Annotated in this window: 9 protein-coding genes; 4 read left to right on the top strand and 5 right to left on the bottom strand. The window is 66.9% G+C overall.

All coding sequences use genetic code 11. From position 1 onward, the window contains the following. Positions 1-10 precede the first annotated feature (10 nt). Positions 11-541 (top strand): GNAT family N-acetyltransferase, encoded by a 531-nt coding sequence (locus KXV01_RS17430; RefSeq protein ID WP_049411472.1) that lies wholly within the window; start codon positions 11-13, stop codon positions 539-541. Further along, entirely contained in the window at positions 534-1,766 is a 1,233-nt protein-coding gene (locus KXV01_RS17425) for a TraB/GumN family protein (RefSeq protein ID WP_049411467.1), read from the top strand. Before KXV01_RS17430 ends, KXV01_RS17425 begins: the two co-directional genes overlap by 8 nt. A 252-nt stretch (positions 1,767-2,018) precedes the next feature. Here KXV01_RS17425 and KXV01_RS17420 read toward each other — a convergent pair whose 3' ends face one another. Genes KXV01_RS17420 through KXV01_RS17410 form a run of 3 tightly spaced genes read right to left on the bottom strand, consistent with a single transcriptional unit; the run spans position 2,019 to position 9,765 of the window. After that, positions 2,019-5,105 carry an efflux RND transporter permease subunit gene (locus KXV01_RS17420; protein WP_049440481.1) on the bottom strand — a complete coding sequence of 1,029 codons (3,087 nt, stop codon included), beginning with the start codon at positions 5,103-5,105 and terminating at the stop codon, positions 2,019-2,021. Further along, positions 5,102-8,623 (bottom strand): efflux RND transporter permease subunit, encoded by a 3,522-nt coding sequence (locus tag KXV01_RS17415; protein WP_099487731.1) that lies wholly within the window; start codon positions 8,621-8,623, stop codon positions 5,102-5,104. Before KXV01_RS17415 ends, KXV01_RS17420 begins: the two co-directional genes overlap by 4 nt. After that, positions 8,620-9,765 carry an efflux RND transporter periplasmic adaptor subunit gene (locus KXV01_RS17410; protein ID WP_049411461.1) on the bottom strand — a complete coding sequence of 382 codons (1,146 nt, stop codon included), beginning with the start codon at positions 9,763-9,765 and terminating at the stop codon, positions 8,620-8,622. The genes KXV01_RS17415 and KXV01_RS17410 overlap by 4 nt, the downstream gene beginning before the upstream one ends. Positions 9,766-9,970: 205 nt before the next feature. Between KXV01_RS17410 and KXV01_RS17405 the strand changes: the two genes are divergently transcribed. Both KXV01_RS17405 and KXV01_RS17400 read left to right on the top strand, forming a co-directional pair. Next, complete coding sequence (locus tag KXV01_RS17405; protein WP_164284533.1) at positions 9,971-10,354, top strand: c-type cytochrome; 384 nt, start codon at positions 9,971-9,973, stop codon at positions 10,352-10,354. Between the two features lie 9 nt (positions 10,355-10,363). Continuing rightward, complete coding sequence (locus KXV01_RS17400; RefSeq protein ID WP_049411454.1) at positions 10,364-10,825, top strand: cytochrome c; 462 nt, start codon at positions 10,364-10,366, stop codon at positions 10,823-10,825. A gap of 353 nt (positions 10,826-11,178) precedes the next feature. On the opposite strand, the gene KXV01_RS17395 is transcribed toward KXV01_RS17400, so the two are convergent. Together KXV01_RS17395 and KXV01_RS17390 are read right to left on the bottom strand one after the other, a co-directional pair. Further along, complete coding sequence (locus KXV01_RS17395; RefSeq protein ID WP_263467970.1) at positions 11,179-13,062, bottom strand: ATP-binding cassette domain-containing protein; 1,884 nt, start codon at positions 13,060-13,062, stop codon at positions 11,179-11,181. 150 nt (positions 13,063-13,212) lie between these two features. After that, on the bottom strand, positions 13,213-14,088 hold the full coding sequence (locus KXV01_RS17390; RefSeq protein ID WP_263467996.1) for a LysR family transcriptional regulator: 876 nt from the start codon (positions 14,086-14,088) through the stop codon (positions 13,213-13,215). Positions 14,089-14,171 lie beyond the last annotated feature (83 nt).

Below are 14,171 nucleotides of genomic sequence, written 5' to 3'. Positions count from 1 at the left end.
GAGCCCGCGCATGGCCGTCCTCATCCGAGATGCCGGTCCGGCCGACATCGCCGCGATCACTGCGATCTACGCGGTGGAAGTGACCGACTTCGTCAATACCTACGAGTACGACATCCCGGACGCGAACGAGATGCTGCGCCGCATGCGCGACATCATCGACCGTGGCTTCCCCTACCTGGTCGCCGAGATCGACGGCCAGGTGGCCGGCTATGCCTATGCCAACACCTATCGCACCCGCATCGCCTACCAGTGGACCGTGGAGAACTCGGTCTACGTCGATGCCGCGTTCCAGGGCAAGGGTGTCGGCACCGGCCTGCTACAGGCCTTGATCGATGCCTGCATCGCGCGTGGCTACCGGCAGATGGTGGCGGTGATCGGCGAACCGACCAACACCGCCTCGATCAAGCTGCACGAACGCTTCGGCTTCGAGCGGGTGGGCGTGTTCCGTGGCCTCGGCCGCAAGCATGGCCGCTGGCTCGACACCGTGCAGATGCAGCGCGCGCTCGGCGATGGCGCCGACACCGCACCCTCCAATGAATGAACCCATGACCGAAACCCTTCCCGAGACCGGCGACGATCTGTTCGCCGGCCAGCCGGTGCGCGTCGTCGAACGCGACGGCGTACGCTACACCCTGCTGGGCACTGCCCACGTCTCACGCGCCAGCGTCGAGGCCGTTGAAAAAGCCATCGACAGCGGCCGCTTCGATGCCGTTGCCGTCGAGCTGGACCCGCAGCGCCTGCAGGCGCTGAGCGACCCCGACACGCTGGCCAAGCTCGACCTGGTCGAGGTGATCCGCAAGGGCCGCGTCGCCCTGTTCGCCGCCAACCTGGCCCTGTCCGCCTACCAGCGCCGCCTGGCCGAGCAACTCGACATCGAGCCCGGTGCCGAGCTGAAGCGTGCGGTGGAACTCGCCCGCGAACGCAACCTGCCGGTGCACCTGATCGACCGCGAGGTCGGCCTGACCTTCCGCCGAGCGTCGCAACGGCTGGGCTTCTTCGGCAAGCTGAAGCTGGTTGCCGGCCTCGGCGCCGGACTGTTCTCGTCCGAGGAAGTGGGCGAGAACGAGATCGAGAAGCTCAAGCAGGGCGACATGCTGGAATCGAGCTTCGGTGAGTTCGCCAGCGAGAGCCCGGCGCTGTACGAGACCATCATCGGCGAGCGTGACCGCTACATGGCCACCCGCCTGCGCGAAGAACACGACCCGCACCAGCGCGAAGTGCTGGCAGTGGTCGGAGCCGGCCACCTGGCGGGTCTGGCACGCCACCTGGAAACCGACACCGAGGCACCGGCGCCGCTGCGCGCCGAGCTGGAGGCAGTGCCGAAGAAGCGCAACATCCCGTGGTTCACGCTGGGTATCCTGGCGATCGTGGCGACCGGCATCGGCGTAGGCTTCTACCGCGGCGGCCTGGGCGTAGGCACCGAGCTGCTGGCAACCTGGGCGATGTATACCGGCGGCCTGGCCGGCCTGGGCTGCCTGCTGGCCGGCGGTCACCCGCTGAGCATCCTCACCGCGATCGCGGTGGCCCCATTCAAGCCGTTCCGCCTGAGCATCCCGACCGGCGCCTTCTCGGCACTGGTGGAAGCGCGTGTGCGCAAGCCAGCCTACGAGGACTTCCTGAAGCTGCGCGACGACGCGCAGAGCCTGAAGGGCTGGTACCGCAATCGCGTTACCCGCGTGGTGCTGACCTTCATGCTGACCAACATCGGCAGCATGCTCGGCCTGTGGCTGACCACGTTCAAGGTGTGGGGCAAGGTGGCGGGTTAACCCCTCAACCGGCCACAGAATCTGTAGCGCCCGAGCCCATGCACGGGCGACGCCGCAATGCGGCGAACAGCAGCCGAGCATGGCTATGCCGGCCGTCCTGGCCGACACCCTCCGGGCCGCCGCAAGCGACGTTGGCAGCGGCTCCTGCCGCTGCCTTCGGCTCTACAGAGGCAAGCAGACGCGGCGAGCAAAAAAGGGGGAGGCCGCCCCACTACGACCGGCCTCCCCCACACCACAACACGTTGACCTGCCTTACAGCCGGGCAGCGCCCGGCTCTACCATCTCCACTCCACGCGCACGGCGGATCAGCCGCGTCACGGCATTGCGCAGGTCATCGAGCACCGCGTAGATCGTCGGCAGGAACAACAGGCTGACCACGGTCGAGAACGCCAGGCCGCCGGCAATCGCGCGCGCCATCGGCGAGTACTCCGGGCCATTGCCGAACATCTGCGTGTCGGTCAGCGAGATCGGCACCATCGCCAGGATCGCCGTGCCCATGGTCATCATGATCGGGCGCAGGCGTTCACGTGAGCCTTCCACCAGCGCCTGGGTACGGCCCATGCCGCTGCGCCGCAGGTTGTTGATGTGCTCGATCATCACGATGCCGTTGTTCACCACCACGCCCATCAGCACCAGGATGCCGATGAAGGACATGATCCCGAACGAGGTGCCGGTGATCCAGAACAGCCAGAACACGCCGAAGATCGAGAACAGCACGCCGCTCATGATCGCCGCCGGGAACAACAGCGACTCGAATACCGCCGCCATCACCACGTAGATCATCACCAGCGCGATCAGCAGGTTGAACACCATCTGCTGCATGGCTTCGTCGTCGTTGCCGTAATCGCCGCCGTCGAAGGTGAAGCCATAGCCGGCCGGGAAGTTCATCGGCTTGAGCACGGCTTCGATCGCCTTGCGCCCGTCCGGCGCGGTGACCTTCTCGGCCAGGTTGGCCTTGATGGTCAGCGTCGTCTGACGGTTGGTGCGGCCGATCTGGGTGGCTGACGAACCAACGTCCACGGTGACCAGGCTCAGCAGCGGCACGCTGCGGCCATCGCCGGTACGCACGCTGAAACCGGCCAGGTCTTCCGGGCTGCTCTGCTCGGCGCCGGCAAAGCGCACCCACACCGGCACTTCATTGTCACCGCGGCGGAACTCGCGCATCGGTGCGCCGCGCAGCGCCAGGCCGACGAAGCTGGCCACCTGTTCGGCGTTGAAGCCGAACGCTGCGGCACGCTCACGGTCGACGCGCACCTTCAGCTCGCCGCCTTTCTCGCCGTTGTCGATGCGCACGTCCCGCAGTTCGGCACGCTGCGCCAGCAACGGCACCACCTCCTGGCCGATCTCCTGCAGCATGGAGCTGGAGTCGCCCACCAGCTGCACCTGCACGCCCTGGTTGCCGCCACCACCGCCATCGCCGCCCTGGTTGCCGACGAAATAGTCGGTGCGGGCGGACTTCGGCAGGCCCTTGCGCAACTCTTCCTGCAGCGCCTTGATGTCCTTGGCGTACTTCTCGTCCAGGGTGACCACCGTGGAGCTGCCTTCCTGCTCGCTGTACCAGGAGTACACCTGCTTGACGTGCAGGCGTTCGCGGTTCTGGTCGATCCAGTTCTCCACCCGCGCCACTTCCTCGGACATCTGCCGGTAGGTGTAGGCGCCCTTCCACATGTAACCGATGAAGATGTCCTTGCCGCCCTCACCACCGAACATGTCGACCTTGGTCAGCTTCATCGGCACCAGGCTGACCAGCACCACCAGCAGGATGCCGAGCAGGCTCCAGCCGCGGTGATGCAGCGACCAGTCCAGCAGCTGCGCGTAGCGGCGCTGCAGGCGCGCGATCAGGCCGGTCTGCGAGTGCACCAGCTTGGGGGTGGCCATGCGTGCGGACAGCATTGGGATCAGGCTGACCGCGACCAGCCACGAGGCCAGCAGCGAAACCGAGATGGTGATCGCGATCTGCGCCATGAAGATGCTGATGTTGTTGGTTTCGCCGAACAGGTTCGGCACGAACACGATGCAGTGGCAGAGCGTGCCGGCGCTGAGCGCGATGGCCACGTTGCGGGTGCCGATGATCGAGGCCAGCCGTGGCTGTCCCGGCATGCGCTCGCGCTCCTGGTAGATGCTCTCCACCACCACCACGGCGTTGTCGACCAGCATGCCCACCGCGAGCAGCAGGCCCATCATGGTCAGGATGTTCAGCGTCACCCCGACGAAGTACATGAAGCCCAGGGTGATGGTGAAGCAGATCGGAATGGCCAGGGTCACCATCAGCGTCGACGGCCAATGGCGCAGGAAGAAGAACAGCACCGTCACCGACAGGATCAGGCCGACCGCACCGGCCTCGGCCAGTTCCAGCAACGACGAGGTCACCGCCTTGCCCTGGTTGTCGATCACCTTGATCTGCACGTCACGCATCGACGGCTGCGCGCGGATCGCCTCGACTTCGGCCAGCGCCGCACGCGAAACGTCCACCAGGTTGGCACTGCGCTCCTTGAAGATGTCCAGGCCGACGGCCGGGTTGCCGTCCAGGCGGCGCCCGTAGTTCATCCGCGCCGGCTTCAGGCGCACGTCGGCGATATCGCCCAGGCGCAGGCCCTTGGCGTTGATCACCAGGTCGCGCATTTCCTGCAGGTCGGTGATCTCGCCCACCGGCTGCACGCGCACGCGCTGGCCGTTGTCGTCGATCTGACCGGCCGAGATCGAGAAGTTCAGCGTGCGCAGGCGCTCGCTCAGCTCGTTGATGCTCAACCCATGCGCGTTGAGCCGGTTCGGATCGATGGCGATCTCCACCTCGTTCGGCGGTGCGCCGGTGATGTCGACCCGGGCCACACCCGGGATGCGCTCGATGCGCCGTTTGAACTCACGGTCGAGCATGTCATAGGCAGTGGTCAGGTCGGTGGTGCTGGCCAGGCGCACCTTCAGTACCGGCTGGTCACTGCTGGACCACTTGAACACGTTGTAGCGCTGCAGGTCGTCGGGCAGGTCGCTGCGGATCGCATCGATACGCTCGCGCGCGTCGGACGCGGCAATGGCGATGTCGCGGTCCCAGTCGCTGAACTCGATATAGATCAGCGCCGCCTCGGAGGTGGCCGATGAGCGCATGCGCTTGATGCCGGTCATCGTCGCCAGCGACTCCTCGACCGGGCGGATGATGGTCCGCTCCACTTCCTCGGGCGTCGAGCCGGTGTATGGGATCTGCACGAACAGGAACGGCGCGGAGATGTCCGGCAGCGCCTCCAACGGCAGCCGGAACGAAGCGATCAGGCCGATCACCACCAGCGACACGAAGCACATGATGGTGGTGACCGGGCGGCGGATGGAGAACTCGGCAACGCTCATGCCGGCTCCTCCACACCTGCCGTGCCGCCCTCGTCGCCATGCAGGCCTTCACCGGCATGCTTGCGGCCGCGCTCACGGTAGTAGGCGTCGCCGCGACGATCCATCAGGTCGTACACCACCGGGATCACCAGCAGCGTCAGCAGCGTCGACACCAGCAGGCCACCGATCACGGTGATCGCCATCGGTGCACGCACTTCGGCGCCCTCGCCCATCGCCACCGCCAGCGGCAGGAAGCCGAACAGCGTGCACAGCGTGGTCATGATGATCGGGCGCAGGCGCGAACGCGCACCTTCCACCAGCGCCTCGTGCTTGGCCACACCGGCTTCGCGCAGCTGGTTGACCTTGTCGATCAGGATGATCGCGTTCTTGGTGACCAGGCCGACCAGCAGGATCAGGCCGATGAACACCACCACCGAGATGGGCTTGCCGGTCAGCATCAGCGCCAGGATCGCGCCGACCAGCGCCAGCGGGATGGTGAACAGGATCACGAACGGGTGCAGCAGCGACTCGAACTGCGAGGCCATCACCAGATAGACCAGGAAGATCGCCAGTCCAAAGGCGAAGATCAGCGACTTCGCCGCCTGCGCCAGCTCCTCGCCCTGCCCACCGATGTGCAGGCCAACGCCCGCGCCCAGCGGCTGCTCGGCCACCATCTGCTGCACTTCGCGCATGGCTGCGCCGAGGTCGATGTCGCGCAGGTTGGCCGATACCACCGCCACCCGGGTCTGGTCGGCACGATGGATCTCGCTGGGGCCGGTGGTGGCGACCACGTCGGCCACCGCGTCCAGGGTGACCGGGCGGGTGCTACCCGGATTGACGATCAGACGGCGGATGCTCTCGACGCTGGCGCGGTCACCTTCCTGGGCACGCACCAGCACGTCGATCTTGCGATCACGGAAGCTGTAGCGGGTGGCGACGTCGCCGCGCACCTTCTTCACCACCACGTCGGCGATCTGGCGGGTGGTCAGGCCCAGCGCACCCGCGCGCTCCTGGTCGAAGCGGATCTGGATTTCCGGGAAGCCCTCTTCCACCGTCGATTTCACGTCGGCGTAGTGCGCATTGCCGCGCAGCATCGCCGCCAAGCGCTGGCCAGCCACTTCCAGAGTCGCCATGTCCTGCCCGCGCAGTTCGATTTCCAACGGCGTGGAGAAGCTGAACAACGCCGGCCGCGCGAAGTCGACCTGGGCGCCCGGGTGCTGGCTCATGGTGCCGCGCAGGCGCTCGGTGATTGCTGCTTCAGTGCGCGCGTTGCCACCGCCTTCCATCACCACGGTCAGCTTGCCGATGTTCTCGCCGCTCTCGGTGGGGCTGGCGTCCAGGCGGGTGCCGCTGCCGCTGACACCGTACAGCGAAGCCACGCCCTCCCCCTTGCCATGCGCCAGTTGCAGCTCACGCACCAGCGCATCCGTCTGCTTCAGCGGCGTGCCGGCGGGCAGCTTCACCGTCATTTCGAACCGGTCCTGCGCCAGCTGCGGGATCAGGTCCGCGCCAAGCATCGGCACCAGCGCCATGGTCGCCACGAAAATGATGGCTGCCACGCCCAGCACCTTGCCCGGATGTGCCAATGCGCTCGGCAACAGGCGCAGATAGCCGCGCTCGGCGCCTGCATAGGGCTTCATCGCCAGATCACTGGCCTTGCGCATCACCGGGCCGACCACTGCGACCACGCCGCGCCACACGCGCACGACAAGCCAGGCCAGTGCATAGAAGCTCCAGCGCACGCTGGCAACCACGCCACGGCGGCCCAGCGCGACCGGCTTCTGCCAGCGCTTCTGCGGCTGCCATGCTGCGTTCGGCGCCTCTTCCGGGAACGCCAGCGGTGGCCGCCCCTTCAGCGAGCTCAGCATCGGGATCAGGGTCATCGACACCAGCAGCGAGATCGCGATGGCGATCGCCACGGTCAGCGCCTGGTCGCGGAACAGCTGTCCGGCAATCCCGTCGACGAACACCAGCGGCAGGAACACGGCGATGGTGGTCAGGGTTGAGGCAACCACCGCCATGCTCACTTCGCGGGTGCCGGCAATGGCCGCCTGCAGGATGCCCAGGCCACGCTCGCGGGCCTTGGCGATGCTCTCCAGCACCACGATCGAGTCATCGACCACCAGGCCGGTGGCCAAGGCCAGGCCGCCCAGCGACATCACGTTCAGACTCAGGCCGAGCTGGCCCATGAAGAAGAACGTGGCGATGATCGATACCGGCAACGACAGGCTGATCACGAACGTGCTCCAGCCATCGCGCAGGAACAGGAAGATGATCAGGATCGCCAGCAGGCCACCGATCACCGCGTCCTTCTTGACGTCGGCAATGGCGTGCTCGATGAAGCGCGACTGGTCCTCGATGGTGGTCAGCTCGACATCGGACGGGAACGTGCCCTTGATCTGTTCCAGCCGCTTGCGCAGCGCTTCGGCGGTGGACACGGTGTTGGCGTCGCCTTCCTTGTAGATGGCCAGCTCGACCGATTCCTTGCCGCCGAGGCGGATGATCGCTTCGCGCTCCTTGTAGCCCTGGCGCACTGTGGCCACGTCCTTCAGGCGTACCGGCACGCCGTTGGCGACCACGCTGGAGCCACCACCGGACGATGCGCTCTGTGCCGCCGACGCCGCCGCGATGGCTGCAGCGGAACCTGTCGACGCGGCGATGTTGAACATCTGCTGCAGCGCCGAATCCGCTGCGCTGCCGTTGGCGGCCTGGGTGGTGACCAGCAGGTTGCGGATTTCCTCGAGGTCGGCGAACTGGTTGACGGTACGCACCAGGAAGCGCTGCGAGCCTTCCTCCAGGCGGCCGCCGGAGATGTTGATGTTCTCGTCCTTCAGGCGCTTGATGACGGTGTCGATCGGCAGGTTCAGCTGCGCCAGCTTCTGCTGGTCGATGTCGACCTGGATCTCGTCTTCCAGGCCTCCGCCCACCTTCACTGCTGCCACGCCGGTGACCGGCTCCAGCTTCTTCTTCAGGTCTTCATCGGCATAGCGGCGCAGGCCGGTCAGCTCGCGGACCGCATCGGCATCGCTGGTCGGCGCCGTCCTGTTCGACAGCACCAGGCGCATGATCGGCTCGGTGGACGGATTGAAGCGCAGCAGCACCGGGGCCTTGGCCTCCAGCGGCAGGTTCAGCGCTTCCATCTTGTCACGCACCTCCAGGCTGGCCTGGTCCATGTTGGTGCCCCAGGCGAACTCCAGCACCACATCGCTCTGGCCGGTGCGCGAGACCGACTTCAGCTTGCGCAGGTTCTTGACCACGCCCACCGCTTCTTCAACCGGCTGGGTGATCAGGGTTTCGATTTCGGTCGGCGCCGCACCGGTGTATTCGGTGCGCACGGTCAGCGTCGGGTAGCTCAGGTCGGGCAGCAGGTTGACCTTGAGGTTGCCGAGCGCGATCAGGCCGAACAGCAGCAGCGTGACCGTGCACATGGCGATGGTCACACGGCGACGCGTGGCGAATTCCACCAGGCCGCCGCGCATGCCGGCGGCGGCGCCGTCGCGCGCCGGCGAGGCACCGTGGTCGTGACCCGGGGCAGTCATTGCTTGCTCCCGGCCTTGTCTGCGGGCTTGGCGGCCGCCGCGACCGCCTTCGCCTTCGGATCGGCAATCACCTGCACCGTGGTGCCGTCGCGCAGGGCGACCTTGCCGGCGGTGACCACCTGATCACCGGCCGCCAGGCCATCACGGATCTCCACCCACGGGCCCTCGGCGTAACCCAGCTTGACCGGAACGCGTGCGACCTTGCCTTCGCGCACGCGGAACACCGCAGGTTCACCGTCATCGAGCAACGCCAGGCGCGGCACCACCAGCGCATCGGCACGCTGGTCGTAATCGATGCGGATGCGGCCGAACATGCCGGGCTGCAGCGCGTGGGCGGCGCCATCGAAGGCACTGACCACGCGAAACGTGCCGCTGCCCGAGTCCACGACCGGCGCGATGCGGTCGACGGTGCCGGTGAAGCTCTGGCCCGGCAGGGCGTCGGCCGCCAGCGTCACCGGCTGGCCGGCACGCAGGGTGGCCAGCTCACGTTCGGGTACGTTGAGGGTGGCCTCCAGCCGCGAGTTGTCGACGATGCGGAAGATCGGTGTATTGATCTGCACGAAGTTGCCGGTCTTGATCGAGCGTGAGGCGATCACACCGGAGATTGGTGCCACTACCGTGGTGTAGGACAGCTCCAGCGTGGCCAGGCGGTACTGCGCACGGACGTTCTCCAGGTCATAGCGCAGCTGGTCGACATCGGCGGCGCTGACCATCTGCTGGCCGACCAGCTTCTGTGCGCGTTGGTAGTTGTTTTCCAGCTTGCGCATCTGCGCTTCGCTCTGAGCCACGGCCAGGCGCGCGCGGTCCGGGTCCAGCCGCACCAGCGGCTGGCCGGCAGTGACCCGCTGCCCTTCCTCGACCAGCACCGCCAAGGCCACGCCGGAGGTTTTGGCGACCACCTGCGACTCTGCACGTGGCTCCAGCGCCGCGGTGCCGGTGTAGCTGGCTGCGACGGCACGATGGCTGGCCACCGCCACTTCGACCGGGACCGCGTCGACCTTCTTCTCCTCCTTGGTCTCGGCAGCCTTGGCTTCGGAATTGGGCCCTGCGGCGCAACCGCCCAGCAGCAGGGAGGTGGAGATCAGCAGTGCGGCAGCGCAGATTCCGCTGCGACGGCCGGACAGGAAGGTTGGGTGCGACATCGTCAGGTCCCTGGAGGATGCGTGGACAGGTGTGGTAGCAAAGTAATGCACCACTTCACGGCAACACCATATCCCAAAGGTCATGGTGTCTTCACGCCGCTGGTCGGCCCGCCCCCATTTCAGCTAGATGAAACCTGAGGCTATACTCGGGTCGTTCCGTACCCCACGCCGGAACGACCAGACCCGAATCCCCGGAAACGACACCATGCGCCCGCAGCCGCTCGCCGCTTGTCTCGCTCTGGCCGTCCTCCTGCCCCTTGGGGCCGCCGCACAGCCCGCTCCCGCTCCTGCCACACCCGCCCCGGCGCCTGCCGCCGCGCCGGCGCCTGCCACGCCCGCCGGCAACTTCGACAATGGCCGCGTCCTGGCCTACACCTGCCAGGGGTGCCACGGCATCACCGGCTACAAGAACGCCTACCCCAGTTACCGGGTGCCGAAGATCGGCGGCCAGACCCAGCAGTACCTCGCCCAGGCCCTGACCGAGTACCGCCAGGGCAAGCGCCGGCATCCGACGATGCAGGCGCAGTCGATGAGTTTCAGCGAACAGGAGATCGCCGATCTCTCTGTTTACCTGTCCACCGTCAAGTAAGGCCCGCCCATGTCGAAAGCCGCGCATCCGATGCGTCACGCCATCGCCCTGTCCGTTGCCCTGCTGCTGGCGGCCTGTTCGCAGTCGCAGGTGGAAAACAGCGAGAAATCCGCCGCCGACCCGGGCCATGCCAGCGGCGAACACGGTTCTTCGTCCTCCGCCGGCCTGCCGGCTGGCCGCGAGGCTGCCGGCGCAGCCCGCGCCAAGGTGAAGGGCAAGGCCACCAACCAGAGCTGCATCGACTGCCACGGGGCCGACGGCAATGCGCCGATCGATCCGACCTACCCGAAGCTGGGTGGCCAGTACGGCGACTATCTGGCACATGCGCTGCAGGCCTACCGCGCCGGCGACCGCCAGCATGCGCTGATGACGCCGCAGGCGAAGGACCTGAGTGATCAGGACATCGCCGATCTGGCGGCGTATTTCGGCAGCCGGCCGAGCCAGCTGCGGGATCTGCACGGGGTCAAATGACCGCTCTGCGCGGATGACTGCTGCAATCTGATGCGTTCATAGGCGTTACTTTTCTTGATGACGCACATCCTTGTGCGTCACCCTGCGGGCCGGCTATGCCGTTCCGCCCTGCTCCTGCAGTGCGGTGCGCGCAAAGAAAAGTAACCAAAAGAAACGCTCCGCCGTCCGCGAGCCGATGCTACGCACCGGTACCCTGCGCTTCTCGGCCCACCGAGGGACGGCGCGGGAACTCGCTGCGCTCAGACACCCGCGCCTCTTCGCCCTCGCCGGACCTGCGGTGCTCGGCTCGCTTCAAGGCGGAATCAGATCAAAAGCCACAGCCGCCCGCAGGGTGAGACGGCCGTGGTAGCCGCTCAGCCTTCCAGCTCTTCCCAGCGCGCGTACGCGGCATCCAGCTCGGCCTGCACCTTGGCCAGCTGCTGGGTGTGCGCGGTCACTTCGGCACTGCTGCGGGTGTAGAACGCCGGGTCGTTCATCGCCGAGGTCAGGCCTTCGACATCGCCTTCCAGCTTCTCGATGGTCTTCGGCAGCTGCTCCAGTTCGCGCGCTTCCTTGTAGGCCAGCTTGCGCTTGGGCGCAGCCGGGGTGGCAGCAGCCGCCGCGGCCGGGGCGGCGGCCGCCGGCTTGGCTGCGGGGACCGAGGCAGGCGCTGCGATGCTGGCCGCATAACGCTGCCAGTCGCTGTAGCCACCGACGTACTCGCCGATCACGCCGTCGCCTTCCATCACCAGCGTGGAGGTCACCACGTTGTCGATGAAGTCACGGTCGTGGCTGACCAGCAGCAGCGTACCGGTGTACTCGCCCAGCAGCTCTTCCAGCAGCTCCAGGGTTTCCACGTCCAGGTCGTTGGTCGGTTCGTCCATCACCAGCAGGTTGGACGGCTGCGCGAACAGCTTGGCCAGCAGCAGGCGGTTGCGCTCGCCACCGGACAGGCGGGTGATCGGCGCACGCGCGCGTTCCGGGGTGAACATGAAGTCCTGCAGGTAGGCATGCACGTGCTTGCGCTTGCCGTTGAACTCGAGGAAATCGCGGCCTTCGGCCACGTTCTCGATCGCGCTCCAGTCTTCGCGCAGCACCGCGCGGTACTGGTCGAAATAGGCGATCTGCAGGTTGGTGCCGGCGTTGACTTCGCCCTTGGCCGGCTGCAGCTCTCCCAGCAGCAGCTTCAGCAGCGTCGTCTTGCCGCTGCCGTTGGGGCCGATCAGGCCGATGCGGTCGCCGCGCATGATGGTGGTGGTGAAGTCGCGGACCATGGTGCGCTCACCGAAGGCGAACGAAATATCCTTGACGTCGATGACCTTCTTGCCAGAGCTGATGCCCTGTGCGGCTTCCATCTTGACGTTGCCGCTGAGATCACGGCGCTGCGAACGCTCCACGCGCATCGCCTTCAGGCGGCGCACGCGGCCCTCATCGCGGGTGCGGCGCGCCTTGATGCCTTGGCGGATCCAGACCTCTTCCTGCGCCAGCAACTTGTCGAAGCGCGCGTTTTCCTGCGCCTGCGCGTTGAGGCGTTCCTCTCGGCGACGCTCGTAATTGGCCCAGTCGCCCGGCCAGCTGGTGACCTGGCCGCGGTCGATCTCGACGATGCGGGTGGCCAGTGCACGCAGGAAGCGGCGGTCATGGGTAACAAACACCACGCTGCCGCTCCAACCCTTCAGGAACGCTTCGAGCCAGTCGATGGCCTCAATGTCCAGGTGGTTGGTCGGTTCGTCCAGCAGCAGCACATCGGGGCTGGACACCAGCGCGCGGGCGAGCAGCACGCGGCGCTTCATGCCGCCGGACAGGCGGCCGAACTCGGCCTCGCCATCCAGGTCGAGCTTGGTCAGAGTTTCGCTGACGCGCTGGTCCAGGCCCCAGCCGTTGGCGGCATCGATCTTGGCCTGCACGTTGCCGAGGGCTTCGCCATCGAAGACTTCGGCATGGCTGAGGTGGTGGAATTCGGCCAGCCACTGGCCCAGCTCGCCGAGGCCATCGGCGACGACGTCGAACACCGAGCCGGCGGCGCCGTGCGGCACTTCCTGCTCCAAGCGGGTGACGCGCACGCCCTGCTGCACGCGCACTTCGCCGTCATCGGGCTTGTGGTCGCCGGACAGCAGCTTGAGCAGGGTGGATTTGCCGGCGCCGTTGCGGCCGATCAGGGCGATGCGTTCGCCCGGCTCGATCGACAGTTCGGCTTTTTCCAGCAACAACGGGCCGCCGACGCTGAAGTCGACGTTCTGCAGAGTAATCAGAGGCATCCGGATATTGTACGGGTTGGGGGCGTCGGCCGGGTTGCACCCGGCACCCGCGGTAGTGCCGGCCGCTGGCCGGCAACGTCAACGGCAACGTCAAAAGCTGGTTTCCTGTGGGATGGCGGGAGGGATGGAATCGACTGGGGGTCTGATGGATTACTCCACCTGCCCCAGCAACGCCTGCAACCCCGGCAGCCATTGCTTGCCCGGGTGGCGCACCAGCCACAGCGTGCGCTGCAGGGGAGGCAGCGGGGTGTCCAGCACGCGCAGGCGGCCCAGCGCCAGCGGCTCTTCCAGCGCGTGGCGCGAGAGGCAGGCCAGGCCGAGGCCGGCGATCGCGGCCTGCTTGATCGCTTCGGTATTGCCCAGCTGCAGGGTCTGGGCGAAGCCACGCAGATGCGGCAGCAGGGCCTGCTCAACCGCTTCGCGGGTACCGGAACCCGGTTCGCGCAGCAGCCAGCGGGCGCGGCTCAGTTCGTCCAGCGTCCAGCGCGGCGGAGCGTCGTCGGCGGCGACGATCACCAGCGGATCCTGCTGCCAGGCCGTGACCTGCAAACCGCGTTCATGGCACGGGCCTTCGATCAGGCCGGCGTCCACGTCCAGGCGCTGCACAGCAGCGACCACGCCGGCACTGTTGTCGATGCGCAGGTCGACCTCGGCCTGTGGCGCTTGGCGCAGCAGTTCCGCAATGCGCGGCGGCAGCAGGTAGTTGCCGATGGTGGTACTGGCGGCCAGCACCAACCGCAGCGGTGCCCCTTGCGACGGGTCTCCGCCGGCGGCCAGCTGCCGCTCCAGATCGGCGGCATTGACCAGCAGGGTGCGCGCCGGCTCCAGCAGTGCGCGGCCGTGCCCGTTCAGCGCCAGGCGACGGCCGATGCGGTCGAACAGCGGCGTACCGAAGTGCGCCTCCAGCTCCTGCAGGGCGGCGCTGCTGGCCGACTGCGAGAGGGCGATGGCCTGGCCGGCGGCGGTGGTGCTGCCGTGGTCGGCGATGGCAACGAAAACCTGAAGCTGGCGCAGGGTCAGGCGCATGGACATTACCCATCTTATAGGTAGATTTCACCTATATTATTCGTTTTACAGGTCATTGGCGAAGGCGCACGCTTGCCTCGTCA

The organism is Stenotrophomonas sp. Ps181, from assembly GCF_025697425.1.
GTDB classification, from domain to species: Bacteria; Pseudomonadota; Gammaproteobacteria; order Xanthomonadales; family Xanthomonadaceae; genus Stenotrophomonas; species Stenotrophomonas sepilia.
The sequence above is the reverse complement of the archived record's forward strand: the minus strand, read 5'-3'. Positions and strand labels throughout refer to the sequence as shown.

What these genes read in the sequence shown, in the direction of transcription:
- KXV01_RS17430 (WP_049411472.1), top strand. Translation starts at nt 11, where the DNA reads ATGGCCGTCCTCATCCGAGATGCCGGTCCGGCCGACATCGCCGCGATC.
- KXV01_RS17425 (WP_049411467.1), top strand. Translation starts at nt 534, where the DNA reads ATGAATGAACCCATGACCGAAACCCTTCCCGAGACCGGCGACGATCTG.
- KXV01_RS17420 (WP_049440481.1), bottom strand. Translation starts at nt 5,105, where the DNA reads ATGAGCGTTGCCGAGTTCTCCATCCGCCGCCCGGTCACCACCATCATG.
- KXV01_RS17415 (WP_099487731.1), bottom strand. Translation starts at nt 8,623, where the DNA reads ATGACTGCCCCGGGTCACGACCACGGTGCCTCGCCGGCGCGCGACGGC.
- KXV01_RS17410 (WP_049411461.1), bottom strand. Translation starts at nt 9,765, where the DNA reads ATGTCGCACCCAACCTTCCTGTCCGGCCGTCGCAGCGGAATCTGCGCT.
- KXV01_RS17405 (WP_164284533.1), top strand. Translation starts at nt 9,971, where the DNA reads ATGCGCCCGCAGCCGCTCGCCGCTTGTCTCGCTCTGGCCGTCCTCCTG.
- KXV01_RS17400 (WP_049411454.1), top strand. Translation starts at nt 10,364, where the DNA reads ATGTCGAAAGCCGCGCATCCGATGCGTCACGCCATCGCCCTGTCCGTT.
- KXV01_RS17395 (WP_263467970.1), bottom strand. Translation starts at nt 13,062, where the DNA reads ATGCCTCTGATTACTCTGCAGAACGTCGACTTCAGCGTCGGCGGCCCG.
- KXV01_RS17390 (WP_263467996.1), bottom strand. Translation starts at nt 14,088, where the DNA reads ATGCGCCTGACCCTGCGCCAGCTTCAGGTTTTCGTTGCCATCGCCGAC.